The sequence below is a fragment of the Allobosea sp. GW821-FHT09G06 genome, from assembly GCF_059416005.1.
The window spans coordinates 983,018-1,007,573 of record NZ_JBWKOI010000002.1 but is presented as its reverse complement, the minus strand read 5'-3'; the positions used below and the strand labels follow the sequence as shown (position 1 = coordinate 1,007,573).

The window sequence follows — 24,556 nt, the reverse complement described above, 5'->3', positions numbered from 1 at the left end:
CCAATCCCCTTCTTCCTGTTTGACTGGATACGCCCATGTTCACGACCCGCCCCGAAATCCTCGGCACCTTCGGTGTCGTGACCTCGACCCACTGGCTCGCCACCGCCTCGGGCATGGCGATGCTGGAAAAGGGCGGCAACGCCTTCGACGCCTGCGCCGCCGCCGCCTTCGTGCTGCAGGTGGTGGAGCCGCATCTCGTCGGCCCGGCCGGCGACATGCCAGCCGTGTTCTATTCGGCCGAGACCGGGAAGGTCGAGACGCTCTGCGCGCAGGGGCCCGCCCCGCAGGCCGCGACCATCGCCGCCTACAAGGCGCTCGGCCTCGACCTGATCCCCGGCTCCGGCCTGCTCGCGACCGTCATCCCCGGCGCCTTCGGCGGCTGGATGACGCTGCTGCGCGACCATGGCCGGCTCAAGCTGCGCGACGTTCTCGAACCCGCGATCGGCTATTTCGAGAACGGCCACCCGATGCTGCCGCGCGTCTCGGATTCGATCCGGGAGCTGACCGACCTCTTCAGCAACGAGTGGTCGACCTCCGGCGCCGTCTACCTGCCCGGCGGCAACGTGCCGGAGGCGCGCAAGCTCTTCGCCAACAAGGCCGCGGCCGAGACCTACAAGCGCATCCTCGCCGAGGCTGAAGCCAAGGGCAGCGACCGGCAGGAGCAGATCCAGGGCGCCTATGACGCCTGGTACAAGGGCTTCGTCGCCGAGGCGATGGACCGCTTCTGCCGCACGCAGGAGGTGATGGATTCCTCCGGCCGCCGCAACAAGGGCCTGCTGACCGCGCAGGACATGGCGAATTACAAGCCGACCTATGAGACGCCGACCTCCGTGACCTATCACGACTGGGAGGTCTTCAAGATCGGCCCGTGGGGCCAGGGTCCGGCCTTCCTGCAGACGCTTAAGATCCTCGAAGGCGTCGATCTCGCCGGGATGGGCCCGGCCAGTCCCGAATTCGTCCACCATGTCGTCGAGGCGATGAAGCTCGCCTTCGCCGATCGCGAGGCCTATTACGGCGACCCGGATTTCGTGAAGGTGCCGCTGGCGACGCTGCTCTCCGAGGATTATGCAGCCGGACGGCGCGGCCTGATCGGTGAGCGCGCCTCGCTGGAGCTGCGGCCGGGCGTCGTCTCGGGCTACGAGGCGCAGGTCGCGCATGCGATGAAGGCGCTCGGCGCCATCGCCCAGCCGACCCAGGGCGGCGCCAGCGTCGGCGAGCCGACCATGGCCTCGATGGTCGCGGCCGGCCGCAAGGGCGACACCGTCCATATCGACGTCATCGACAAATGGGGCAACATGATCGCGGCGACGCCCTCGGGCGGCTGGCTGCAATCCTCGCCGGTCATCCCGGAGCTCGGCTTCCCGCTGAATTCCCGCGCCCAGATGTTCTGGCTGGAAGAAGGCCTGCCCTCCTCGCTCGCGCCCGGCAAGCGCCCGCGCACGACGCTGACGCCCTCGATCGCCTTCGAGCACGGCAAGCCCCGCCTCGCCTTCGGCACGCCGGGCGGCGACCAGCAGGAGCAGTGGCAGCTCGGCCTGTTCCTGCGCCGCGTCCATCACGGCCTCAACCTGCAGGAGGCGATCGACCTGCCGCTGTTCCACACGCAGCACTTCCCGTCCTCGTTCTATCCGCGCTCGTCGCGGCCGGGCCACATGATGATCGAGGAGAGCATCGGCGCCGCCGCACTCGCCGAGCTGGAGCGCCGCGGGCATGCCGTCGAGAAGGCCCCGGCCTGGACGGTCGGGCGCCTGACTGCGGCAGAACGCGGCGATGACGGCCTCTTGCGCGCCGCCGCGACGCCGCGTCTGATGCAGGCCTATGCCGCCGGCCGTTGAGGAACTGACCGCATGACCTGGTCCATCGTCGCCCGCGACGCCGCGACCGGCGCCTATGGCGTCGCCGTCTCGACCTGCGCCTTCGCCGTCGGCGCCCGCGTGCCCTATGGCGGCGGGCGGATCGGCGCGATCGCGACGCAGGCCTTCGTCAATCCGCTCTACGGGATCGACGGCCTCAGGCTACTGCAGGAGGGCCGCTCGGCGGTTGAGATCATCGCGACGCTGACAGCAGCCGACGAGGGCCGCGCCCATCGCCAGCTCCATGTCATCGACCGCGACGGCAAGACCGCCTCGCATACGGGCGCGGCCTGCATCGACTGGTGTGGCGCCGTCGATGGGCCGCAAGTCTCGGTCGCCGGCAACATGCTCGCCGGGCCCGAGGTCGTGCAGCAGACCCTGAAGGCCTACATCGCCGCCTCGGCGCTGGATTTCGACGAGCGCCTGCTGGTCGCTCTGGAGGCCGGCGAGAAGGCCGGCGGCGACAAGCGCGGCAAGCAATCCGCTGCGATCCGCGTCTGGGCCGGCGAGCCGGTGCCCAGCCTCGACATCCGCGTCGACGACCACGCCGACCCGCTGGCGGAGCTGCGCCGGCTCTGGCGCGTCGCGCATCAGCGCTCGGTGCCGTTCCAGCAGGCCTCGCCCTCGCGCGGGCGCCCGGCCGGCGTCACCGACCGCGCCGAGCTCGACCGGCTCTGCACGGAATACGCCGCCGCCTGGAACGCCCGGCACCCGGAGAGCTGACCGGCCAAATGCATTCTCGCCACCTCAGGCGCATGATAGGCTGACGCTTCGTCACCCCATCATGCCGACGAGAAGGGGAATGCGATGGCCGACCCGAGCACCGAAGCCCTCCAGAAGCGTATCGCCACGCTGGAAGCGCAGGTCGCAGCCCTGCTTCAGGCGATCTCAGCGGATCGCGGCGGCAATGTCGTGATCAACGCGCCGGGCTCGCTGACGATCACTTGCGGGATGGGCATCGCGCTGACGGCCGGCAGCGCAATGACGCTAACCTCGGGCGGCAACCTCGCCGTGACCGCGGGCGCCAATGCAACGATGGTGATCGGCAACCGGCTGCGCGTCAGCAGCGGCCATGAAGCCTCGTTCGAAACGCGCAGCTTCAACGTCAGCGCAGCGGTGGGCTGCGATATCGACAGCGGGCAGAACTTCGCCATCACGGCCGGCAAGGAGATGGCGATGAGCGTCGGAGCGGGCATGGCCGTCAGCGTCGGCAAGACGCTTTCGATCGAAAGCGCCGACGCAGCCTCACTGAAGAGCGGCGATGCCAGGCTGAACATGAAGAAGGACGGCAGCGTCCAGCTGCAAGGGCGCGATATCACGCTCAGCGCCTCCGGACGCCTCGAAGCCAAGGCGTCCGGCAATGTCACGATCAAGGGATCGAAGATCCTGCAGAACTAGCTCAGGTCAGGCGGCCGCGCGCCGCGACCGGCAATTCCCCGATCAGCTTGTCGCCGCGCACGGTGATCAGGCGATCGACCATGTTGACGACGACGCAGACATGGTTCGGCACCACGCGTACGACCTCGCCGACGAGCGGGCGCTTGTTCGAGGCGGAGAGGTCGAGGAAGCCATGCTCCTCGGCGAATTGCGCGATCCGCGCTGCCGGATACTCGAGAATGTAGCCGTGGCCGTCGAGATTGCCCTTGTCGCTGGTCAGCGTCTTCGAGCCTGAATCGAGGATGCCGCGCTCCGGTCCGGCCCGGCTCACCACCGTCGCGTAGACGGTCAGCGCGCAATCCTCGAGCGTCGCGACGCCGGCCGCGATCTGCATGCGATCGTTGAAGATCGAGGTGCCCGAGCGATGCTCCGTCGCGCCCTTGAGCTTGCCCATGTTGGGGATGTTGGGCGAGCCGCCGGTCGAGATGATGTCGGCCTTGAGGCCGGCATCGCGCAGGCCGGCATTGGCCGTGTCGAGGAAGACCTGCGTGCGCTCCCAGCCATCCTCCGGCGGGTACATCAGGAAGCCGGCGAAGCGCAGCCCCGGCGATGCCGCGACCATCTTGGCCAGCTCGACCGCTTCACCGGGTGTCTCGACGCCGGCGCGCTTGCGGCCGGTATCGCATTCGATGACGACTTCGAGATCGCGGCCGGCGATCTCGCCCGCACGCGGCAGGCCGGAGATGGTGACCGGGTTGTCGGCGGCGACGATCATCCGGACGCGGCGCTGGAGGGCGCCGAGGCGGCCGAGCTTCTCCTCGCCGAGGATGTTGTAGCTGATCATGATGTCGTCGATGCCGCCATCCGCCATGACCTCGGCCTCGCCGAGCTTCTGGCAGGTGATGCCGCGCGCGCCGGCCTCGACCTGGAGCCGTGCCAGAACCGGCGATTTATGCGTCTTGATATGCGGGCGGTTGGCGACGCCGGCCGCATCGCAGACGGCCTGGAGGCGCGCGATATTGGCATCGACCTTGTCGAGATCGATCACCACGGCGGGCGTGCCGTAGACGCGGGCGATCTCGGCGGCGAGCGGGGTCGCGGCCGGCTGATCGACGGATTTGGAGGTGGTCGCGGTCACGCTCATGGATGCACCTTGATGATGACTTCGATCTCGACGGTCATGCGGTTGGGAAGCGAGCCCATGCCGACGGCCGAGCGGGCGTGGCGGCCACGGTCGCCGAGCACGGCGACGAACAGGTCCGAGCAGCCGTTGATGACCTTGGGATGATCGGAGAAATCGGGGGCGGCGTTGACCATGCCGAGCAGCTTGACGACCTCGACCTTGTCGAGCGAGCCGACCGCTTTCTTCATCGCGGCAAGCAAGCCGAGACCGGTCTGCCTGGCGTGCTCATAGGCCTGCTCGATCGTGACATCGGCGCCGACCTTGCCGGTCGGATAGGTGCCGTCGGCTCGCTTCGGGCCCTGGCCCGAGAGATAGACCATGTCGCCGACCTGCTTGAAGCTGACATAGGTCGCGACCGGCGTCGGCACGTCCGGCAGGGTCAGCCCCAGTTCCTTCAGCTTGTCTTCGGCGCTCATGGCGTTCCTCTCCTCAAATCCCGCCGGCATCTCTGGTGCCGGCCTATCCTGTCAGTCGTTCAGTTCGCGGCGCATATAACGGGCCGCATCGTCATAGCTCGCAAGCTTGCGATCAAGCGCAGGGTCATGCACCTCGCGAAAACCCTGCCGCCGCCAGAAGCCGGTCGAATCGTTGACCGCGACCAGCGCCAGGCTCGTATAGCCGCTTTCGGCGGCCTGACGGGCGATATCGGCGACGATCGCCCCGGCCGCACCGCTGCCACGGCCGGAGGGCAGCAGGGCGAGGTCGTGCAGATACCAGTTCGCGGAGCCGCTTGGGATATCGCCGAGCAGGGAGTTCAGGGCGGGGACCGTGCCCGCCGGCCAGGGATGGCTGACGAGATAGCCCTGGAGCGCCCCGTCTCCCGCCGCCAGCACATGGCAACCCTCGGGCGCCAGACGCAGACGCTCGGCGAAGACCGCCTCGTCCTCGGGGTAGTCCGGGTGCACGACGGCCGCGATTTCCATCGCGGCCGGCAGGTCGACCGGCGCCATGCGGCGCCAGAACGCGCTTCGCAACTGGCTCTTCCTTTGTCATTCCGGGGCGAGCCGAAGGCTCGAACCCGGAACCCACGACCGGGCACCACGCTTCGAGGCGCCCCAGTCCATCGGGCTCACCCAGTCGTGGGTTCCGGGTTCTTCGCTGCGCGAAGCCCCGGAATGACAGGGTTGAGCCCTCGATTCAGGCCGCGACCTTCGGGAACTTGCTGGTCCGCTTCGGGTGCCACCACTTGCCCTTGAGCACGACACCCTCGGAGACGATCTTGCGGTCGCCGGTCAGGATCTCGCCGACCACGTCCTCGTAGGCGAACTTGCCTTCCTTGACGGTGAGGATCGTCGCGTCGCCGAGCGAGCCGACCTTGAGCGAGCCGTATTCCGGGCGCTTCAGCGCCATGGCGGCGTTCACGGTCGAGGCGGCGATGACGTTGTTCAGGCTCATGCCCATGCAGAGGAACTTCGACATGGTTGTGACCTGGTCATAGGCCGGACCGTCGATGCAGAGCTTGTGCACGTCCGACGAGATCACGTCCGGCTCGAAGCCGTTGGCGAGCATGGCGCGCGTGGTCTTGAAGGAGAACGAGCCCTTGCCGTGGCCGATATCGAAGATGACGCCGCGCTTGCGGGCAGCGAGCACTTCCGGCTTCACCGTGCCCTGCGCGGTCGCCGGCGCATTCGGGAAGGGGCGGAAAGCGTGGGTCAGCACGTCGCCCGGCCGCAGCATGCCGATGACCTCTTCGTAGGACGGCGGCGGATGGTCGATATGGCACATCAGGGGCATGCCGACCTCGTTGGCGACCTGCAGCGCGATATTGAGCGGCGCGGTGCCCTGCTCGCCCGAGGCATGCAGGCCGACGCGGACCTTGATGCCGACGATGTAATCGCGGTTCTTGTCGGCAACCTCGGCGCAGTCGATCGGGTTCATCAGGCGCAGGTCGCCGCTCTCGCCGACCATGACGCGATGGTCGAAGCCGTAGATGCCGGCATGCGAGACGTGGAGATAGGCAAGGATGCGCGCCTGGCTCTGCTCGATGACGTGCTTGCGGAAGCCCGGCCAGTTGCCGGGGCCGGCCGAGCCGGTATCGACCGAGGTGGTGACGCCTGAGACGCGGCAGAATTCGTCGGCATCGATGCCGAGCGAGGTGCCGCCCCAGTAGACATGGGTGTGCAGGTCGATCAGGCCGGGCGAGACGATGTAGCCGGAAACGTCGCGGATCTCCTTGGCACCCTTCAGGTCCTTGCCGAAGCCGGAGACCTTGCCGTCCGTGAAGGCGACATCGAGGATGCCGTCATGCTTCTGGGAGGGGTCGATGACGCGGCCACCCTTCAGGATGAGATCGTGGGTCACTTTTTTGTCCTTTGGAGGCTGATCAAACCGGGGAGACGGCGCCCTTGCGCTCGACGATCAGGCCGTAGGCCTGAGGCTCGCGATGCCTGGCGAAGTTGAAGGTGGAGGCCTTATAGCTCTTTCCGAGGTCCATGTCGCAACGGGCGACGACGAGTTCGTCGCCCTCCGTCACGGCCTGCGCCACGACCTCGCCGGTGGGGGCGATGATGCAGGAGCCGCCGATCTGGTCGACACCGGCCTCGAGCCCCGCCTTGGCGACGCCGACGACCCAGGTGGCGTTCTGATAGGCACCGGCCTGCATCACGAGCTGGTTGTGGAAATTGCCGAGCCGGTCATGGTCCGGGGCCGGCGGGTTGTGCTTGGGCGTGTTGTAGCCGAGCACGATCAACTCGACATCCTGCAGGCCCATGGAGCGATAGCTCTCGGGCCAACGGCGGTCGTTGCAGATCATCATGCCGATATTGGCATCCATCGTCCGCCAGACCGGCCAGCCGAGCTCACCGGTCTCGAAATAGCGCTTCTCTAGGTTCTGGAAAGGCGCGGCCGGGCGATGCTCGGGATGGCCCGGAAGATGGATCTTGCGGTACTTGCCGACGATCGCGCCCGACTTGTCGACGAGGATCGCGGTGTTGAAGCGGCGCTTGCGGCCCTGTTCGAAGGCGAGCTCGCAATAACCGAGATGGAAGCCGACGCCGAGGCGCTTGCTCTCCTCGAAGAGCGGCGCGGTCTCGTTCGAGGGCATCGCCGCCTCGAACCAGCTATCGATCTCGGCTTCGTCGTCGATCCACCAATGCGGGAAGAAGGCGGTGAGCGCGGCTTCCGGATAGACGACGAGATCGGCGCCGTGGCTCTTGGCCTGTCGCATCAATTCGACCATGCGGGCGACGGCGGAGGCCCGGCTCTCATCGCGCTGGATGGGGCCGAGCTGGGCAGCGGCGACGGTCAGGATGCGGGTCACGTCATAGGCTCCGGATGAGGATCACCCTGCTGGCAAGGCTTTCAAGCACTGAGCCGGCGCGTCAAGCGCCGGCAATGCGGGGCGTGGGTTGTCCCAGCTGCGGGGCAGGCTCTCAGAGGGTCTTGGCAAGGCGCGGATCGAGCGAGTCGCGCAGGCCGTCGCCGAGCAGGTTCACCGCGAGCACCGTGATCGAGAGGAACACGGCCGGGAACAGGATGATGTGCGGCCGGACCTGCCAGAGTGCCCTGCCCTCGGCCATGATGTTACCCCATGACGGCGTCGCCGGCGGCACGCCCGCGCCGATGAAGGACAGGATCGCCTCGACGATCATGGCGCTGGCGCAGATATAGGTCGCCTGCACGCTCATCGGCGCGAAGGTGTTGGGCAGGATATGGCGCCAGATAATGCGCGGCACACGCGCGCCATTGGCCACCGCCGCCTCGACATAGGGCTGCTCGCGCAGGGAGAGCACGACGCCGCGCACGAGGCGCGCCACGCGCGGGATCTCCGCGATGGTGATGGCGATGATGACGTTCTGGATCGAGCCACGGGTCAGCGCCATCAGGGCGATGGCGAGCAGGATCGGCGGAATCGACATCATGCCGTCGATGATGCGCATGATGATGCCGTCGGCCCAGCGCACGAAACCGGCGAAGAGGCCGATGGTGAGCCCGATGATCGAGGACAGGACCGCGACGCTGAAGCCGACGAGCAGCGAGACGCGGGCGCCGTAGACCACGCGCGAATAGACGTCGCGGCCGAGCATGTCAGTGCCGAACCAGTAGAGTTCGGAGGGCACGCGGGTGCGGCGGGCCGGCGAGATCGCCGTCGGGTCGGTGGTCCAGAGCAGCGGCGCGAAGATGCCGATCAGCGCCATCAGGACGAGGAGCCCGCCGCCAATCGCCACCGAAGGATGGCGGCGCAGGTAGCGGCGGAAGCGGGCAGCACGGCTCAATTCAGCCTTCACCGGTTCAGCGGCTGGTGCCGCAAGGGTCGATTGCGCGGTCAATAGCGGATCCTCGGGTCGACGAGGGTATAGGTCAGGTCGATCAGCAGGTTCACGAGCACGTAGACCAGGCTGAACATCAGCACGACGCCCTGGATGACGGGATAGTCGCGACGCAGGATGGCATCGACGGTAAGCCGGCCGAGGCCGGGAATGGCGAAGACGCTCTCGGTGACGACGGCGCCGCCGATCAGGAGCGCGATGCCGATGCCGATGATGGTGACGATCGGCACGGCCGCGTTCTTGAGCGAATGCAGGAACAGCACGTCCTTCTGCGCCACGCCCTTGGCCTGGGCGGTGCGAACATAGTCCTGCTGCAGCACTTCGAGCATGGTGGCGCGGGTGATGCGGGCGATCAGCGCGATATAGACGAGGCCGAGCGTGACGGCCGGCAGGATGAGATTCCTGAGCCAGGGCCAGAAGCCCTGCGAGAACGGCGTGTAGCCCTGCACCGGCAGCCAATCGAGCTTGAGCGCGAAGAAATAGGCGAGCAGGTAGCCGACGACGAAGACCGGCACCGAGAAGCCGAGCACGGCGAAGCCCATCGCCGCCTTGTCGATCCAGCTGCCGGCCTTCCAGGCCGCGACAACGCCCATCGGCACGGCGACCACGACGGCGAAGATCAGCGTCAGCACCATCAGCGAGAGCGTGGGCTCGATGCGCTGCCCGATCAGCTGCGTCACCGGCAGGTTGGTGAAGATCGAGGTGCCGAGATCGCCCTGGATGACGCGGAAGGACCATTCGGCGAAGCGCACGAGATAGGGCCGGTCCAGGCCCAGGCTGGCGCGGATCCGCTCGACATCGGCCGGCGACGCCTGGTCACCGGCGATGATCGCGGCGGGATCGCCCGGCGCGATGTAGAGCAGCGAAAACACAAACAGCGCCACGAAGGCCATCACGGGGATGGTCGTAATGATGCGCCTGACGACGAAAGCGAGCATAAGGCAGTCGGACCTCGATCACGGCAAATCCGGGAGCCGCGGCCGGGAGTTCTTCCGGGTCGCAGCAAAGCGAGGCAGCAGAGCCGAGCGGGCTCCGCAAAGGCGGAGCGGCGTCGCCGCTCCGCGAGAGGGACTTCAGCCCTTCTTGACGTCCCAGAAGAACGGCAGCGGCCCGCTGACCACGCCGGTGACGTTCTTCCGCCAGGCCTGATAGCTGAGATAGAAGCCGGTCGGCGCGAAGACGACGTTCTCGACCGCCGCCTTGTTGAGCCGCCCCATCGCCGCCTTCTCCTCGGTCAGGTCCTTGGCGTTGAACCAGTTGGTGACCTCGGTCTCGACCGCGGGCACGTCGGGCCAGCCGAACCAGGCCTTCTCGCCATTGGCGCGGATCGCGGTATAGGCGGCCGGATTGATGCAGTCGGCGCCGGCATGCCAGGTGTGGAACATGCTCCAGCCGCCCTGGCCCGGAGGCGTCTTCTGGGCGCGGCGGGAGCCGACCGTGCCCCAGTCGGTGGCGACGAAGTCGACGTTCATGCCGATGCTCTTGAGCAGCGAGGCGGTGACGTCGCCCATCGACTTGGTCGCGGCCATGTCCTGCGCGACGACGCAGACCACCGGCTCGCCCTTGTAGCCGGCCTCGGCGAGGAGCTTCTTGGCCTCGGCGACATTGCGCTTCTTGAGGATGTCGCCGCCTTCCTCGGTGTAGAGCGGGGTACCCGGCGTGAAGAAGCCCGGCAGCGGCTTCCAGAGCTTCTCATCGTCGCCGACGACGGCGCGCATGTAGTCTTCCTGGTTCAGCGCCGTGAGCACGGCCTGGCGCACCTTCACGTTGTTGAAGGGCGGGAACAGGTGGTTCATGCGGAAGGCGCCGACATTGCCCAGGGGATCGCCGATATCGACGTTGATATCCTTGTGGCCCTTCAGCACCGGCACGAGATCGGCGAGCGGGGTTTCCCACCAGTCGACCTCACCGTTCTGGAGCGCGGCGGCGGCGGTCGCCGGATCGGGCATGATCACCCATTCGATCCGGTCGACGAGGATGTTCTTGCCGCCGGCGAGCCAGTCCGCCTTCTCGGAGCGGGGCTTGTAGTCGGCGAATTTCTCGAACACCGCCTTGGCGCCCGGCACCCAGTCGCTGCGCAGGAATTTCATCGGACCCGAGCCGACGAACTCGGTGATCTGCGTGAACGGGTCTGTCTTGGCGATGCGCTCCGGCATCACGAAGGAACAGGGCGCATTGTTCTTGGCGAGCGCCAGCAGCATCTTCGGGAAGGGCTGTTTCAGCGACCATTTCCAGGTCAACTCATCGACGGGAGCGAGCTCGACCTGGATGGCGCGCAGCATCAGGCCCATCGGATCGCGCGCCGACCAGCGAATGAGGCTCGCGACCACGTCCTTGGAGGTGACCGGCGTGCCATCATGGAATTTCAGGCCGGAGCGCAGCTTGAAGGTCCAGGTCAGGCCGTCTGAGGAAACCTCCTCCGCCTCGACCATCTGGCGTTGCGGCTGGAACTTCGAATCGATGCCGTAGAGCGTGTCCCAGACCAGCGCCGCAGCGTTGCGGACGACGTATTGCGTTCCCCAGATCGGGTCGAAATTCGCGAGATTGGCCTGCGGTACGAAGCGTAGCGTCTTGGCTGGACTTTGCGCGAGGGCCGGCATCGCCAGCCCACCGGTCGCAGCGGCCATGCCGGCGCCCGTCGCGGATTTCAGAAACGTCCTGCGATCCATCATGCTCTCCCCTGAAGCGGCGCCTCTGAACGGGCTGCCTTGCCGCAAGTTTGGGCAGAAAAAATCCGCCTGACAACACGCAGCAGCACCCGACCGAGGCCGGATCTTCGCCTGCACGGTTCGTGCCAGACGGAACTTTCGGGGGCGAACCCGGTGTTTCGGCTCCCGGACGGGCTTTTTTAGCCCGTTCCGGGAAAGCGAAAAATATTCGCGGGCTAAATCGGTTTGACCGGTTCATTGACGCGGGCGAAGGGCCGCGCCTGCTCGAAGGCCGCCGCGGCCCGCAGCACGAGCGCATCCTTGCCGAAAGCGCCGACAATCTGGAGCCCGGCGGGCAGGCCCGCCTTGGTCAAGCCGCAAGGCACCGAGACCGCCGGCTGCTCGGTGATGTTGAACGGGTAAGTGAAGGGCGTCCAGCGCGTCCAGTCCTCGCCATAGGCGCCGTGCTCGGGCGTATCGCGCCCGACCGCGAAGGCCGGCAGCGGCAGGGTCGGCGTCAGCAGCAGATCGTATTGCTGGTGGAACTGCGCCATGCGGTAGGCCAGCGCGTTGCGCTGGTTCAGGAGCGCATCGACATAGGCCGAGGCCGGGATGCGTTCACCCTGCTCCGCCACCGCGACGAGGCCCGGGTCCATCTGCCTGCGCCCGGCCGCATCGATGCTCTTCAAGGCCAGCGCCGCCCCAGAAGACCAGAGCGTCATCAGGATCTCGATCGGATCGTCGAAACCGGGATCGACCTCCTCCACCGTCGCGCCAAGCTCGGTGAAGGCCTGCGCGGCCGCCGCCGTCAGGGCGGCGATCTCGGGATCGACGGTCACATTCTGGCCGAGGCGCGGCGACCAGGCGACGCGCAAGCCCCTCATGCTGCCCTTGAGCCCGTCGACATAATCCGGCGGGCGATCGAGCAGCGCCGTCATGTCGCGCGCATCGGGCTGGCCGATCGCCTTCATCGCTAGCGCCGTATCCATGACGGTGCGGGTCAGCGGCCCGAGATGGGCGAGGAAGCCCATGACCGAGATCGGCCAGGCCGGGACGCGGCCATAGCTCGGCTTCAGGCCGACGACGCCGGTGAAGGCCGCGGGAATGCGCACGGAGCCCGCCCCGTCGGTGCCGATATGAATGCAGCCGAGATTGAGCGCCGCGCAGACCGCCGCGCCCGAGGAGGAACCGCCCGGCCCCGTGCCGGTGTTCCAGGGATTGCGGGTGATGCCGGTCGCGGGCGAATCGCCGACGCCCTTCCAGCCATATTCCGGCATGGTGGTCTTGCCGAGGAAGACCGTGCCGGCCTCGCGCAGCCGCGCCGTGACCGGGGAATCCTCGGGAAAGGGCGCATTGGAGGCGATGGCGGAGCCACGCTGCATCGACCAGCCGGCGACGCCGAGATTGTCCTTGATGGTGACCGGCACGCCGTCGAGCGGGCCGATCGCCTCGCCCTTCAGCCAGCGCGCCTGCGAGGCCTCGGCCATGGCCAGCGTCACCGCCTCGTCGCGGACGGCGAAGGCGTTGACCTCAGGCTCGAAGCGCTCGATGCGAGCGAGCGTGTCTTTCGCGACCTCGACGGGAGAGAGCTGCTTGCTGGCGTAGAGTGGGCCGAGTTCGGCGGCCGACAGCGTGGCGATCGTCGTCATGCGGAGACCTCTCAGGCGTTGGCGACGCGCCAGGCGGTGGTGAGCAGGATATTGGCGCCGGCGACCATGTCGTCATCGGTGCTGAACTCGGCCGGGTTGTGCGAGAGCCCGCCGATGGAGGGAATGAACACCATCGCCGTCGGGCAGAGACGCGCCATCATCTGGGCATCGTGGCCGGCGCCGGAGATCATGCGGCGGATCGGCAGGCCGAACTGGCCGGCGCTGCGCTCGACCTCGGCGATGAGTTCCTCGGCGAAGGGCGTCGCCGGGAAGCGCGCGAGGTCGCGGAAGGAAATCTCGATGCCGTCGCGCTCGGCGAGTTCGGCGCAGAAGGCGCGGACCGCAGCCTCGGCCTGGGCCAGCGGCGTGTCGAGCGGATTGCGCAGGTCGAGCGTCATCACCACGGTTTCGGGCACGACATTGACGTTGCCGGGCTGGACGCGGATGACGCCGCTATTGGCGAGCTGGTGCGGGATGGTCTTGGTCAATTCGTTGGCGAAGATGTTGATGCGCGCGGCCGCCAGCCCCGGGTCCTTGCGATAGGCCATCGGCGTCGTGCCGGCATGGCTCGGGCGGCCCTTCAGGGTGAGTTCGAGCCAGCAGATCGCCTGGATGCCGGTGACGGCGCCAAGCCCGCCGCCCTCGTTCTCGAGGACCGGACCCTGCTCGATATGCATCTCGATATAGGCATGGGCCGGCAGGAAGCCCGGCTTCTCGGCGCCCTCATAGCCGATGCGCTTCAGTTCGGCGCCGAGGCCGACGCCCTCGGAATCGACCTCCCGATGTGCCGCCTCGACGCTCATGCCGCCGGCCCAGACATAGGAGCCGAGCATGTCGGGGTGGAAGCGCGCGCCCTCCTCGTTGGTGAAGGCGATCACCGCCATGTCGCGCTTCGGCGTCAGGCCGGCATCGCGCAGGGCCGCGAGAACCTCGACGCCCGCGACGACGCCGAGCGCGCCGTCGAAGCGTCCACCCGTGCCGACTGTGTCGATATGCGAGCCCATGATGACGGCCGGGCCGCTCTCCTGCCCTTTCAGGATGCCGACGATATTGCCGATCGCATCGACGCGGGTATCGAGGCCGAGCGCCTTCATCTGACTGAGGAGCCAGTCGCGGCCCTGCTTGTCCTCATCGGTCAGGGCGAGGCGGCGGCAGCCGCCTTCCGGCGTCGCACCGATCTTCGAGAGTTCGGCCAGGCGCGAGGTCAGCCTCGCGCCATCGATCCTCAAATTGGTGCTCATCGCCTCAGGCCCTCCAGCAGTCTGCGAGGCAAGATGCAGACCACGGCGGGACTTGTCGACCCGCGTGCAGCGCATCGGCTCAGGGCGGTGAACAGCGTGGCGCCGGCTATTTCGACTTTGCAATCGGCGGTAGAAGCGGCGCCCATGTCTGCAATCGCCGCATCCCGTTCCGATCATCCCTGGCTGACTGAGTCGCGCGCCATGCTCGCCCTGTGCTGGCCGATGGTGCTGACCAATATCGCGCAGACGGCGATGATGGCGACCGACGTCATCATGATGGGCCAGCTCGGCCCCGAGGCGCTGGCGGCGGGCGCGCTCGGCACCAATCTCTACAGCGCCGCCCTGATCTTCGGCATCGGCGCGATGGGGGCGGTCGCCCCAATGATCGCGATCGAGCTCGGTCGCAACCGGCATGCGGTGCGCGATCTGCGCCGAACGGTCCGGCAAGGTTTCTGGGCGGCTGCGACCATGGTCGGGCCGATGTGGCTCTTCCTCTGGCAGGCCGAGTTCATCCTGAGGGCAATGGGCCAGGACCCCGTCCTCTCGAAGGCGGCTGCCTCCTATATCCACACGCTGCAATGGGGCCTGCTGCCCTTCTTTCTCTATCTGTGCCTGCGCGGTTTCGTCGCCGCGCTGCAGAGGCCGCGCTGGGCCTTCATCGTCGTGCTTTTCGCAGTGGCGTTCAACGCCTTCGCCAACTGGTGCCTAATGTTCGGGCGGCTCGGCTTCCCGGCGCTCGGCCTGCCGGGCTCAGGGCTGGCGACGGCGATATCCTCGGCCCTGATGTTCCTCGGCCTCGCGCTCGTCGTCTCGCTCGACCGACGCTTCCGGCGCTATCAGGTCTTCGGCCGCTTCTGGGTGCCGGACTGGCCCCGCTACCGCGCCTTCTGGCGCATGGGCCTGCCGATCTCGCTGACGCTGTCCTTCGAGTCTCTGATCTTCTACGGCGCGGCCTTCATGATGGGGCTGATCGGCTCGACGGCGCTCGCGGCCCATGCCATCGCGATCCAGATCGCCTCGCTCGCCTTCATGGTGCCGCTCGGCATCGGACAGGCCGGGACCGTGCGGGTCGGGCGTGCCTTCGGCTCCGGCGACAAGGAGGGCATCCGGCGCGCCGGGATGATGGCGCTGATCCTGGCACTGAGCTTCATGTGCTTCACGGCCGTCTTGATGGCGATCGTGCCGCATTGGCTGATCGCGCCCTTCCTCGACCGTTCGAAGCCCGGTGCGGAAGCGGTCGCCCAGATCGCCACGGTCTTCCTGTTCTATGCAGCCGTCTTCCAGATCGCCGACGGGGCGCAGGTCATCGGCTCGTCGATCCTGCGTGGCCTCGGCGACACCCGCCGGCCGATGATCCTCGCCGGCATCGGCTACTGGGGCATCGGCCTGCCGCTCTCGGCCGTGCTCGGCTTCATGACGCCGCTCGCCGGCAGCGGCATCTGGATCGGGCTGGTGACCGGGCTCACCGTCGTCGCCGTGATGATGCTCTGGCGCTGGTGGGATCGCGAAAGGCTGGGTCTGCTGAAGAACCTGCGCGTCGTCAGGTTCTGATCAGAACTCTTCCCATCCGGAATCGCTGGCCCGGCCGCCGCCGCCATTGGCGACCTTGCGCGGTGCGGGCGCGCGCGACTGGACGAAGGCGGCCTCGGCCAGCTGGCGCAGGCGCTCCGGCTCGCCGGACGAGGCTGCGGAAGCAGGCGCAGGCCGCCCGGCCGCGCGCACCGGCGCCTTCGCACGCGGCGCCGAGGCCGGCTGGGCGTAAGCCCCCTGGCCGGCCGCCTCGCGGCCGGTCTTGAACGCCGCGACCAACGCGTTGAGCTGCTCGATCCGGCCGGACAGCGAGCCGGCCGAGGCCGCGCTCTGCTCGGAGAGCGCCGCGTTCTGCTGGGTCATCTCGTCGAGATGCGCCACGGCCTGGCTCATCTCGTCGATGCCGTTGGCCTGCTCGCCGGATGCCGCCGAGATGTCGGCGATCGTCGCCGCGACCTTCTGCGAGGCCGCGAGGATGCGCGCCAGCTGGTCGCCGGCCTGACGCACCAGCTTGACGCCCTCGCCGACCTCGACATTGGACGAGGAGATCAGCCCGGAGATGTCCTTGGCCGCGGAGCTCGAGCGCTGCGCCAGGGTCCGGACCTCGGAGGCCACCACCGCGAAGCCCTTGCCGGCGTCGCCGGCGCGGGCCGCCTCGACCGCCGCGTTGAGCGCGAGCAGGTTGGTCTGGAAGGCGATGTCGTCGATGACGCGGATGATGTCGGAGATCTTCTGCGAGGCGGTCTCGATGCGGGCCATGGCATCGACCGCCTGGCCGGCGATCGTGCCGCCGGACTGCGCCGCCTGCATCGCCTCGTCGGCGATCCGCGCTGCATCCTTCGAGGCCTGGGCCGAGGCCTTGACGGAAGCCGCGAGCTCCTCGGTCGTGGCGGCCGTCTCCTCCAGCGAGGAGGCCTGCTCTTCGGTGCGCTTCGACAAATCGTCGGCACCCATGTTGATCTCGCGCGCGGCGAGGCCGACATCGGCCGAGGTCGTCTGGATCGTCGCCACCGTGTCCGAGAGGCGGTCCACCGTCTCGTTGAAATCGTCGCGCAGCTTCACATAGGCGGCCGGCATCTCGGCCTCGATGCGATGGCGCAGATCGCCTTGCGAGAGAGCCGAAAGCCCCTCGGCCAGCGCGGCGACAACGTCCTCCAACTCCCGAGCCTGCTCGATCTGCTGTTGTGCCGCGGCCTGTCGCTGGGCCTCCGTCTGACGGCGGGTTTGGCCCATCAATTCGGCCTGCGCCGTGGCGTCCTGCTCCAGTCTGACCTTCTCGATCGAGGCCTGACGCAACACCTCGACGGCGCCGGCCATGGCGCCGAACTCGCTGCCGCCACCGAAAGCGGGAACCGGCGTGTCGAGATCGCCCTCGGCGAGACGCCTCAGGGCTGCGCTCAGGCTGCCAAGCGGTCTCATCATGCGGCGGACCAGCCAGAACAGCAGGCAGCCAGCGACGGCCGCGATCGCCAGACCGGCGATGATGTTGGCGCGGATCATTTCGCCGATGACGGTCAGGAACTCTTCCTGCTTGATGCCGACATAGAGAATGCCGATCACGTTGCCGTCCGACTTCTGGACGATCGGCTCATAGATCGTGAAATAGGGCACGCCGAGAATGTCGGCGGCGCCGGAATAGGTCCGCTTCTCCTTGAAGACGGCATCGTAGGCCGGGCCCTGCGCCAGCTTGGTGCCGACCGCCCGCGTGCCATCCGGCTTGGTGACGTTCGTCGTCACCCGGGTGTCGCCCATGAAGACGGTGGCCGTTCCGCCCGAAAGCGCCTTGACCTTGTCGACTGCCGCGAAGTTGTCGTTGATGGTTTCGTTGCCGAAGATGAGCTTGCTGCCCTCAAGCCTCGGCTCGCCCTTGGTCAGCAGGATGTCCCGCAGCAGGTTGATGTTGATGGCCAGGCTCGACTGGGCGCGTTCGCGCATCGCGCTGTCGGCTGCGCGCAGCGACACCGCGACCGAAGCCGCGACGGCGACGCCGACGATCAGCACGGCCAGTATCGCCAGACGCGTCGCGATCGGCAGACGCAGCGAAGGCAGTTTCAGCATGGAGGCCCATCTCCCGGGAAGAGCGACATGATGCAGCGCTCTCCGGAGTGGCGCGCCGCCAGCAACACGTAGGCATAGGCGGCAGGCAATCGTCTAAACTCGCATGGCTTCGCCGGTGATCAGAAGACTGATGTAAAGCGGCAGCGGCTATCGACGAAACAGGGTCACTATTGAGCCTCATCGTCAAAAAATATTTAACTGATCGAACATGCCCGAGCGACAACACGGCAGCCATCGCGGCCCGATCTGGAGCGAGCTGCCGATGCCCGGCATGTGCCTGTCCGGCAACTCACCTGTTGCCCGATCGCAACAGGCGCCGCCAACCACATTTTTGCCACATCACGTTCACCCCACGGCCATCTCGGCCACCTTGAACGGAGGTCAACAGCGGCGCATGGAACCAACGCACCGTTCTGCCGTTCATTTTTGCCCGTAACGCCGAGTTTTCCGTCGATGTCCCCCGACCGTCCGTCCGCCTCCCCCCTCGCCCGGCCGACCCGCCGCGTCTTTGCGGCCCTGAGCCCGCTCTTCCTGGCGGCTTGCGTCGCCAATCGGCCGCCGGAGCCGTTCGAGGTTGCGCATCAGGGGCCGCATATCAGCGCCGAGTACCTGGCGATGTATGGCGAGCGGCCGGATGAGCAGCACCCGTTGCCGGCGACGGATCTCTCGGAAGTCGAGCCGCAGTTCCTGCGCCGCATCGTCTCCTACCCGACCCGCGAGCAGCCCGGCACGATCGTCGTCGATACCGACAACCGCTATCTCTATCTCGTGATGGAAGGCGGAAAAGCTGTCCGCTACGGCATCGGCGTCGGCAAGCAGGGCATGTCCTGGCGCGGCCGCGCCACGGTCGCCCGCAAGGCGCAGTGGCCGCGCTGGACCCCGACGGCGGCGATGATCGCCCGCGAGCCGGAGCGGAACCGCCCCTGGGCGGCCGGCATGGCCGGCGGGCTCGAAAACCCGCTCGGCGCCCGCGCGCTCTATCTCTACCAGGGCAACCGCGACACGCTCTACCGCATCCACGGCACCTCCGAGCCGTGGTCGATCGGCAAGTCGGTCTCGTCCGGCTGCATCCGCCTGTTCAATCAGGACATCATCGACCTCTACAGCCGCGTTCCGTCCGGCACGACGGTGGTGGTGCTAAACCGCGGCTCGCTGCAGGCCCCCTCCGATGTCGACGAGATGCCGCCGCCGGACGACGATCTCGGCAGCATCTGAGGCCGATTGGGCCTCTTCGTCGCATCGGATTCGGGAAAGGCGCAATGCGTTTCCCGGCCCGATGCGCGCCCGTCACGGCGACGCCTTGATACCGTCACAGGCCGATCCCACCTCTTGAGCACGGCGCAACCGCGCCGCGCAACGAGAGGAGATGACGATGACGCCGCAAGAACGCGACGTGATCGCCGGGATTTTCGACCGCCTTCGGCAGGCAGCCAACCAGCCCCGCGACCCCGAGGCTGAGAATTTCATCGCGGAACGCCTGCGCGAGCAGCCCTATGCGCCCTATGCCATGGCTCAGGCGGTCTATGTGCAGGAGCAGGCGCTCGCCAACCTGAACCAGCAGGTCGAGAGCCTGCAGGCGCAATTGCGCGAGGCGCAGACGCGCGCGAGCGAGGCGGCGCAGCCGCAGGCCGGCGGCTTCCTGTCCGGCATCTTCGGCGGCGGATCGGTGCCGCGCACTGGCTCGGTTCCGCCCGTGCCGCCGCGCACTGATGTGGCAGCCCCATCCGGCGCCTGGAACACGCAGCCGCAGGCCGCTGCCCCGGCTCAGGCCATGCCGATGCAGGCGCAGGGCCAGCCCGGCCCGTGGAGCAACCAGCCGCAGCAGGCGCCCGGACGCGGCGGCGGCTTCATGGCCAGCGCGCTGACCACGGCGGCCGGCGTCGCCGGCGGCATGATGCTCGGCAATGTGCTGACCAACGCCTTCGGCGGCGGCAGCAAGCCTGCGGCGCAGACCGCGAGCGACACCGGCGCGAACTCCAGCTCAAGCCCGGCTGCGCCCCAGCAGGCGGCCGCCGACCAGAGCGCCAGCGCCCAGCCGGCGTCCGACCAGACCGCGCAGGATAACGGCTACGGCCAGGGCTATGACGGCGAGGCCAATTACCAGAACGCGAGTCACGATGATGCCGATCCCGGCTTCGACGATGGCAACGCGGATGATGACAGCTGGGTCTGACGGCGCCTTTCGCCCCTGACCGGCTAAGATACGAAAAACGGCGGCCCGCGATGCGGAGCCGCCGTTTTTCATGGTTCGTCGATGAGGACTTGCCTCAGATCACCAGCACCTTGGCGCCGACGCGGACGCGTTCGTAGAGGTCGGTGACGTCGTCATTGGTCATGCGGATGCAGCCCGAGGACACCGCCTGCCCGATCGTGTTCGGCTCGTTGGTGCCGTGGATGCGATAGAGCGACGAGCCCAGATACATGGCGCGCGCGCCCATCGGGTTGTCGGGACCGCCGGTCATGAAGCGGGGCAGGTCGGGCCGGCGCTTCAGCATCTCGGCCGGCGGCGTCCAGCTCGGCCATTCCGCCTTGCGGCTGACGGTCTTCATGCCGGCCCAGGAGAAGCCCGGCCGGCCGACGCCGATGCCGTAGCGCAACGCCCGGCCGCCCGGCTGCACCAGGAACAGGAAGCGCTGCGGCGTGTCGATGATGATCGTGCCCGGCTTGTGGGGACCGTCATAGGCGACTTCCTGCTTGCGGAAGCGCGGGTCGACGATGTGCTGGATGCCCTGCTGCGGCTCGACAGGCTCGCCGAGCGCCGCCATGCGGCGGCCGGCGCGCGGCTGACGCGCCGCCTCGAACGGGTCTTCATAGCCGCCCTGCGGCTGCACCCGCTGGCCATAGGCATAGCCGCCGGGGCGGTTATAGACCGCGCCGCCACGCCCAGCGGGCGTCGGGTCGCGGCCGGTCATCAGCATCTCGATGAAGCCGCCGCCATAGTTGCCGCGCCCGCCGCCTGAAGCCATCGGGTCGTTCGGCGCGGCGTAGCCGTGATTCTGGCGATAGCCCTGCGCGAGGGCCGGCCCGGCCACGGCCAGGGCTCCGGCAGCAGCGAGGAGCGGAAGGATAATCTTTCGACGCATGACGCGGGTACTCTCGACATCGACTGCCTGAAAGCCTGCGGCGTGCCCAGAAAGGAATGGTGAATCGTTGACTCTTCAGCGCGAAAACCGGCCTTAACCGGCGCAATTCGCGGAATTAACCTTAGCGACCAGTCAAGCGACAGGGTGAAGGAAACCTTGCTGCCTCACCGGCGCGCGGAGCGCCGGGCGAGCCAGCGCAGCTTCAGGCCGGTGCGCCAGCGGCCCACATCGCAGGCCAGGATCACTCCCGCGTAGCCCAGCCCGCCGAGCCCGATCTGCAGCGGCAGTTCGAGGGCAGCCGGAAGCGTGCCGCGCAACGGCCAGATCGCAAGGCCCATCGCGACACCGGCGGCGAGAACGCAAGCGATCTCCCGCAGCGGCGGCAGGGCCGGAAGCGCGCGCAGGGCGACCACGGCCATGACCAGGAGCGCCGTCAGATAGGCGGCGCTTTGCGCGATCGAAACCGTTGCGGGTGCCAGCGTTCCCGGCAGCGCGAAGATGATGGCGAGATTGACGGCGAGCCCGATCAGGGAGGCGAGGATCGCGACGAGCGTGCGCTTCGCCAGCAGGAAGACAGGCGCGAGACCGGCCTGAAACAGTGCGATCGCCGCGAAGCCCGGCAGCAGAAGCACCATATGGCCGGCGAAATGGCCACGGAAGCTCGCCGGCACGAAAAGCCGCTCGAAGGCCGGCAGGATCAGCCAGAAGCCGAGCGCCGCCGGCAGCACGCAGGCGATCACGGGGACCATGTTGCGGGCGATGCGCTTCTGCGCGGCGATCGGCCCCCGCGTCTCGTCGAGGCGGATGACCTGGCGCAGCAGCACGATCTCCAGCATCGAGGCCAGCACCGGGAAGAGCCTGAGGCCGATATCGGAGGCCAGCGAGAAATAACCTGCCTCGGCGAAGCCAAGCCTGTCGGCGAGGATCGCACGGTTGAAGAGCGGGATCGCGGCATAGACCGCGTTGCCCGCGACCAGCGGCAGGGCATAGCGCGCGAAACCGCGCATCAGGTCGGTCCGGAGTGCGCCCGGCGCGGGTTTCATATCGGCGAGCCGGTTGCGATTGGCGATAACGGCGGCAACTGCGCTGAGCACGCCGCCCAGCAGCACGACGGCCGGATCGCGCGTCCACCAGGCGCCGCCGACCATCAGCAGCAGGGCCGCGACGCTGCGGACGAGGACGAGCCGGGCATAGGCCGCATCGAGGAAGCGGGCCCGCGCGATGGCCGCGTGATAATCGAACCAGCCCGCCGCGATGCCGCCCGCGACCGAGACCATCAGCAGCGCCGCCGGGAGCCCGGCATCGACGCCCGCCAGCAGCGCAGCGGCGAGGAGCGCGCAAAGCGACAGGCTGACGCCGGCAAAGAGCAGATCGAGTGTCGCCCGGATGCCGGGATCGCTCTCGCGGGTTTCGACAGAGTAGAACCGGACGATGGAGAGCTTCAGCCAGTCGAGCAGCGCCGTGTTGACGAGCACGATTGTGGCGGCGCCGATCGCATAGAGCCCGAACGCCTCCGGGCCAAGGAACAGGGCAACGAGCAGCCCGAGGACGAAGTTCAGCCCGGCATTGACGATGAAGGGCAGAAGAACGGTCATCGGGCCTTCGTCACTCCCTTCCGATCCTGCGGCTGCCACGCCGAAGCGCACGACTCATCGGCGCTGACGCCGTCTAAACCGGGGGTAGCCGGACGAAACCGGTTTTCCAAGAGGCGTTGCGAAGCATCACCCTCTTCGCCCTGCCGCCACGGCATTGGGTGACGCCATTCCCGCATCTTCACGACGACAGGATTTGACCGTAAGGCCAACATCATGACGACGCCCATCCGGCCTGCCCGCGACAACGATTCCGGCCCGCTCTCCGCCCTCATCGCGGCGAGCTTCGCGGAATATCCGGGTTGCATCTTCGTCGAGGACGAGCTGCCGGAACTGCGCCGGCCGGCCTCCTATTTCGCAGCCAAGGGCGGCGAACTCTGGATCGTGGACGGACCGGACGGGCGCATCGCCGGCTCGCTCGGCATCGTGCCGGTGCCAGAACAGAATGCGGTCGAACTCGCCAAGGTCTATGTCGACGGCGCCCTCCGGGGCACCGGGCTGGCGCAGGCGCTGTTCGCCAGGGCGATGGATTTCGCCGGACAGGGCGGCTTCACCGAGATGACGCTGTGGTCGGATACGCGCTTCACACGCGGCCATCGCTTCTACGAGAAGCTCGGCTTTACCCGCTGGCCGGGCGAGCGCTATCTCGGCGACGTCTCGGCAAGCTGGGAATACCATTTCCGCAAGCCGCTGCACGTCAGCCCATGACGCTCTCCGTTGCCTTCCGGGCCGCGCTCGGCATCGCCCTGCTCACCGCCATGGACGGGGTGATCAAGGGCCAGATGCAGGAGCACCCGTTCATCGTGGCGCTGTTCATGCGCTTCCTGATGGGCGGCATCTGCGCGCTCATCGTGCTCGCCATCGCCCCGCCCGCCCCGGCCGACGCAGGCCAGCCTGATCGGCAATCTCGCGCGCATCCCGCTGGTGGTGCTGACCGCCGGCAGCTTCTTCTATTCGGTCTCGGTGCTGCCCCTGGCGGAGGCGTTGACGCTCTCCTTCCTCGCGCCGGTCTTCGTCGCCCTGTTCGGCGGGCTCCTGCTCAAGGAGAAGATCGACAAGCGCATCCTGCAGGCGCTCGGCTTCGGGATCGCCGGCATGCTCGTGATGGTCTGGCCCCGCCTGCAGGGCCATGTCAGCGGCGCCGGTCTCGGCGTCGCCGCGGCACTATTCTCGGCAGTCAGTTATGCCTTCAACCTGATCCTGCTCAGGCGCATCGCGGTCAGGGAACGTCCGACCGTCATCGTCGCCTTCCAGAATGTCGGGCCGGCGGTCTGCCTCGCCATTCCGGCTGCGCTGGCCTTCGTGCCGATGACCTGGACGGATCTCGGCGCCTATCTCTTCGCGGGCGCACTCGGCGTCGCCGGACACCTGACGCTGACCTCGGCCTATGCGCGGGCCGCTGCCTCGCGCCTCGCGCCGATCGAGTACACGGCGCTGATCTGGGCGAGCCTGCTCGGCTTCTTCGTGTTCGGCGAGGTGCCGCTCTACACGACCTATCTCGGCGCATTGCTGATCGTCGCGGGTGCCATCGCCGTCAGCCGGCGCTAGGCTTCGCCGGAAAGACCAGACAGGTCTCGGTGCCATGCGCGAGCAATTTGCCGCGCGCATCGACCAGCTTGCCCTCCGTCGTGATCACCGAGCTGCCGCGATGGATCAGCTTGCCTTCGCAGCGCACCGGGCCGCTATCCGGCATGACCGGGCGGACATAGTTCAGCTTCATCTCCAGCGTGGTGTAGCCCTCGCCCGGCTTCAGCGTCGCATGGGCAGCGCAGGCCATGGCGGAATCGAGGATCGTCGCGGTCCAGCCGCCATGGATCGTGCCGAGCGGATTGAAGAAACGCGCCGAGGGCTGGCCGACGAAGACCACCCTGCCCTCACCGGCCTCTGCCAGCTCGAAATCCATGGCGTCGGCGAAGGGCGGCGCCGGATTGGTGCCGGCGATGATCCCGCGCAGGAAACTCAAGCCATCGCCCGCGACCAGTTCCTCGCGAGACACCACCCCAACCGCGCGCTTCATGCCGATCTCCATTCGTGTATCTGCACGATAGAGATGTGACCGGGCACTGGTCAACCG

General features: G+C 67.7%; 22 protein-coding genes. 8 read left to right on the top strand and 14 right to left on the bottom strand.

Going from position 1 to position 24,556, the window contains the following annotated elements:
* The first annotated feature begins 35 nt into the window (after window positions 1–35).
* The 3 genes from AC07NY_RS14945 (at window position 36) to AC07NY_RS14935 (ending at window position 3,251) form a co-directional block, all read left to right on the top strand.
* Window positions 36–1,835, top strand: coding sequence for a gamma-glutamyltransferase family protein (locus tag AC07NY_RS14945; RefSeq protein WP_494584479.1), 1,800 nt, complete (start codon window positions 36–38; stop codon window positions 1,833–1,835).
* 12 nt (window positions 1,836–1,847) lie between these two features.
* Window positions 1,848–2,576 (top strand): DUF1028 domain-containing protein, encoded by a 729-nt coding sequence (locus AC07NY_RS14940; protein ID WP_494584478.1) that lies wholly within the window; start codon window positions 1,848–1,850, stop codon window positions 2,574–2,576.
* Between the two features lie 84 nt (window positions 2,577–2,660).
* The gene (locus AC07NY_RS14935) at window positions 2,661–3,251 is read left to right on the top strand and encodes a hypothetical protein (RefSeq protein ID WP_494584477.1); all 591 of its coding nucleotides are present in this window, start codon (window positions 2,661–2,663) and stop codon (window positions 3,249–3,251) included.
* 1 nt (window position 3,252) lies between these two features.
* Here the strand turns inward: AC07NY_RS14935 and AC07NY_RS14930 are convergent, their stop codons facing one another.
* The 10 genes from AC07NY_RS14930 to AC07NY_RS14885 form a co-directional block, all read right to left on the bottom strand.
* Window positions 3,253–4,374: an alanine racemase gene (locus AC07NY_RS14930; RefSeq protein WP_494584476.1), complete on the bottom strand. Its 1,122-nt coding sequence runs from the start codon at window positions 4,372–4,374 to the stop codon at window positions 3,253–3,255.
* Window positions 4,371–4,829, bottom strand: a complete 459-nt coding sequence (locus tag AC07NY_RS14925; protein ID WP_494584475.1) for a RidA family protein — start codon at window positions 4,827–4,829, stop codon at window positions 4,371–4,373. Before AC07NY_RS14925 ends, AC07NY_RS14930 begins: the two co-directional genes overlap by 4 nt.
* Before the next feature lie 51 nt (window positions 4,830–4,880).
* On the bottom strand, window positions 4,881–5,387 hold the full coding sequence (locus AC07NY_RS14920; RefSeq protein WP_494584474.1) for a GNAT family N-acetyltransferase: 507 nt from the start codon (window positions 5,385–5,387) through the stop codon (window positions 4,881–4,883).
* Window positions 5,388–5,550: 163 nt separating this feature from the next.
* Complete coding sequence (locus AC07NY_RS14915) at window positions 5,551–6,714, bottom strand: amidohydrolase/deacetylase family metallohydrolase (protein ID WP_494584473.1); 1,164 nt, start codon at window positions 6,712–6,714, stop codon at window positions 5,551–5,553.
* 22 nt (window positions 6,715–6,736) lie between these two features.
* Window positions 6,737–7,672, bottom strand: a complete 936-nt coding sequence (locus AC07NY_RS14910) for an N-carbamoyl-D-amino-acid hydrolase (RefSeq protein WP_494584472.1) — start codon at window positions 7,670–7,672, stop codon at window positions 6,737–6,739.
* Window positions 7,673–7,784: 112 nt separating this feature from the next.
* Window positions 7,785–8,627, bottom strand: coding sequence for an ABC transporter permease (locus AC07NY_RS14905; protein WP_494584471.1), 843 nt, complete (start codon window positions 8,625–8,627; stop codon window positions 7,785–7,787).
* Window positions 8,628–8,677: 50 nt separating this feature from the next.
* Window positions 8,678–9,619 carry an ABC transporter permease gene (locus AC07NY_RS14900; RefSeq protein WP_492284107.1) on the bottom strand — a complete coding sequence of 314 codons (942 nt, stop codon included), beginning with the start codon at window positions 9,617–9,619 and terminating at the stop codon, window positions 8,678–8,680.
* A 135-nt stretch (window positions 9,620–9,754) separates the two neighbouring features.
* A complete protein-coding gene (locus tag AC07NY_RS14895; protein WP_494584470.1) occupies window positions 9,755–11,350 on the bottom strand; it encodes an ABC transporter substrate-binding protein in 1,596 nt (531 codons plus the stop codon).
* 215 nt (window positions 11,351–11,565) lie between these two features.
* Window positions 11,566–12,978: an amidase gene (locus AC07NY_RS14890; RefSeq protein ID WP_494584469.1), complete on the bottom strand. Its 1,413-nt coding sequence runs from the start codon at window positions 12,976–12,978 to the stop codon at window positions 11,566–11,568.
* 11 nt (window positions 12,979–12,989) lie between these two features.
* On the bottom strand, window positions 12,990–14,219 hold the full coding sequence (locus AC07NY_RS14885) for a M20 family metallo-hydrolase (protein WP_494584468.1): 1,230 nt from the start codon (window positions 14,217–14,219) through the stop codon (window positions 12,990–12,992).
* A gap of 144 nt (window positions 14,220–14,363) precedes the next feature.
* Between AC07NY_RS14885 and AC07NY_RS14880 the strand changes: the two genes are divergently transcribed.
* Window positions 14,364–15,770: an MATE family efflux transporter gene (locus AC07NY_RS14880; protein WP_494584467.1), complete on the top strand. Its 1,407-nt coding sequence runs from the start codon at window positions 14,364–14,366 to the stop codon at window positions 15,768–15,770.
* On the opposite strand, the gene AC07NY_RS14875 is transcribed toward AC07NY_RS14880, so the two are convergent.
* Window positions 15,771–17,807 carry a methyl-accepting chemotaxis protein gene (locus AC07NY_RS14875; protein ID WP_494584466.1) on the bottom strand — a complete coding sequence of 679 codons (2,037 nt, stop codon included), beginning with the start codon at window positions 17,805–17,807 and terminating at the stop codon, window positions 15,771–15,773.
* Between the two features lie 453 nt (window positions 17,808–18,260).
* On the opposite strand from AC07NY_RS14875, the gene AC07NY_RS14870 reads away from it, so the two are divergent.
* Window positions 18,261–19,022 carry a L,D-transpeptidase gene (locus AC07NY_RS14870; RefSeq protein ID WP_492284113.1) on the top strand — a complete coding sequence of 254 codons (762 nt, stop codon included), beginning with the start codon at window positions 18,261–18,263 and terminating at the stop codon, window positions 19,020–19,022.
* Window positions 19,023–19,179: 157 nt separating this feature from the next.
* Complete coding sequence (locus AC07NY_RS14865) at window positions 19,180–19,980, top strand: DUF2076 domain-containing protein (RefSeq protein ID WP_494584465.1); 801 nt, start codon at window positions 19,180–19,182, stop codon at window positions 19,978–19,980.
* Between the two features lie 94 nt (window positions 19,981–20,074).
* Here the strand turns inward: AC07NY_RS14865 and AC07NY_RS14860 are convergent, their stop codons facing one another.
* On the bottom strand, window positions 20,075–20,890 hold the full coding sequence (locus AC07NY_RS14860) for a L,D-transpeptidase (RefSeq protein WP_494584464.1): 816 nt from the start codon (window positions 20,888–20,890) through the stop codon (window positions 20,075–20,077).
* Between the two features lie 164 nt (window positions 20,891–21,054).
* Window positions 21,055–22,485 carry a lipopolysaccharide biosynthesis protein gene (locus AC07NY_RS14855; protein WP_494584463.1) on the bottom strand — a complete coding sequence of 477 codons (1,431 nt, stop codon included), beginning with the start codon at window positions 22,483–22,485 and terminating at the stop codon, window positions 21,055–21,057.
* A gap of 213 nt (window positions 22,486–22,698) precedes the next feature.
* Here AC07NY_RS14855 and AC07NY_RS14850 point away from each other — a divergent pair, with 213 nt between their 5' ends.
* A complete protein-coding gene (locus tag AC07NY_RS14850; protein ID WP_494584462.1) occupies window positions 22,699–23,190 on the top strand; it encodes a GNAT family N-acetyltransferase in 492 nt (163 codons plus the stop codon).
* A gap of 216 nt (window positions 23,191–23,406) precedes the next feature.
* A complete protein-coding gene (locus AC07NY_RS14845; protein WP_494584461.1) occupies window positions 23,407–24,030 on the top strand; it encodes a DMT family transporter in 624 nt (207 codons plus the stop codon).
* Here the strand turns inward: AC07NY_RS14845 and AC07NY_RS14840 are convergent.
* Window positions 24,017–24,499, bottom strand: coding sequence for a PaaI family thioesterase (locus AC07NY_RS14840; RefSeq protein ID WP_494584460.1), 483 nt, complete (start codon window positions 24,497–24,499; stop codon window positions 24,017–24,019). The genes AC07NY_RS14845 and AC07NY_RS14840 overlap by 14 nt on opposite strands.
* Window positions 24,500–24,556: the final 57 nt, after the last annotated feature.

What these genes read in the sequence shown, in the direction of transcription:
- AC07NY_RS14865 (WP_494584465.1), top strand. Translation starts at nt 19,180, where the DNA reads ATGACGCCGCAAGAACGCGACGTGATCGCCGGGATTTTCGACCGCCTT.
- AC07NY_RS14870 (WP_492284113.1), top strand. Translation starts at nt 18,261, where the DNA reads ATGTCCCCCGACCGTCCGTCCGCCTCCCCCCTCGCCCGGCCGACCCGC.
- AC07NY_RS14885 (WP_494584468.1), bottom strand. Translation starts at nt 14,219, where the DNA reads ATGAGCACCAATTTGAGGATCGATGGCGCGAGGCTGACCTCGCGCCTG.
- AC07NY_RS14875 (WP_494584466.1), bottom strand. Translation starts at nt 17,807, where the DNA reads ATGCTGAAACTGCCTTCGCTGCGTCTGCCGATCGCGACGCGTCTGGCG.
- AC07NY_RS14900 (WP_492284107.1), bottom strand. Translation starts at nt 9,619, where the DNA reads ATGCTCGCTTTCGTCGTCAGGCGCATCATTACGACCATCCCCGTGATG.
- AC07NY_RS14925 (WP_494584475.1), bottom strand. Translation starts at nt 4,829, where the DNA reads ATGAGCGCCGAAGACAAGCTGAAGGAACTGGGGCTGACCCTGCCGGAC.
- AC07NY_RS14945 (WP_494584479.1), top strand. Translation starts at nt 36, where the DNA reads ATGTTCACGACCCGCCCCGAAATCCTCGGCACCTTCGGTGTCGTGACC.
- AC07NY_RS14930 (WP_494584476.1), bottom strand. Translation starts at nt 4,374, where the DNA reads ATGAGCGTGACCGCGACCACCTCCAAATCCGTCGATCAGCCGGCCGCG.
- AC07NY_RS14840 (WP_494584460.1), bottom strand. Translation starts at nt 24,499, where the DNA reads ATGAAGCGCGCGGTTGGGGTGGTGTCTCGCGAGGAACTGGTCGCGGGC.
- AC07NY_RS14880 (WP_494584467.1), top strand. Translation starts at nt 14,364, where the DNA reads ATGTCTGCAATCGCCGCATCCCGTTCCGATCATCCCTGGCTGACTGAG.
- AC07NY_RS14895 (WP_494584470.1), bottom strand. Translation starts at nt 11,350, where the DNA reads ATGGATCGCAGGACGTTTCTGAAATCCGCGACGGGCGCCGGCATGGCC.
- AC07NY_RS14855 (WP_494584463.1), bottom strand. Translation starts at nt 22,485, where the DNA reads ATGACCGTTCTTCTGCCCTTCATCGTCAATGCCGGGCTGAACTTCGTC.
- AC07NY_RS14940 (WP_494584478.1), top strand. Translation starts at nt 1,848, where the DNA reads ATGACCTGGTCCATCGTCGCCCGCGACGCCGCGACCGGCGCCTATGGC.
- AC07NY_RS14935 (WP_494584477.1), top strand. Translation starts at nt 2,661, where the DNA reads ATGGCCGACCCGAGCACCGAAGCCCTCCAGAAGCGTATCGCCACGCTG.
- AC07NY_RS14860 (WP_494584464.1), bottom strand. Translation starts at nt 20,890, where the DNA reads ATGCGTCGAAAGATTATCCTTCCGCTCCTCGCTGCTGCCGGAGCCCTG.
- AC07NY_RS14850 (WP_494584462.1), top strand. Translation starts at nt 22,699, where the DNA reads ATGACGACGCCCATCCGGCCTGCCCGCGACAACGATTCCGGCCCGCTC.
- AC07NY_RS14890 (WP_494584469.1), bottom strand. Translation starts at nt 12,978, where the DNA reads ATGACGACGATCGCCACGCTGTCGGCCGCCGAACTCGGCCCACTCTAC.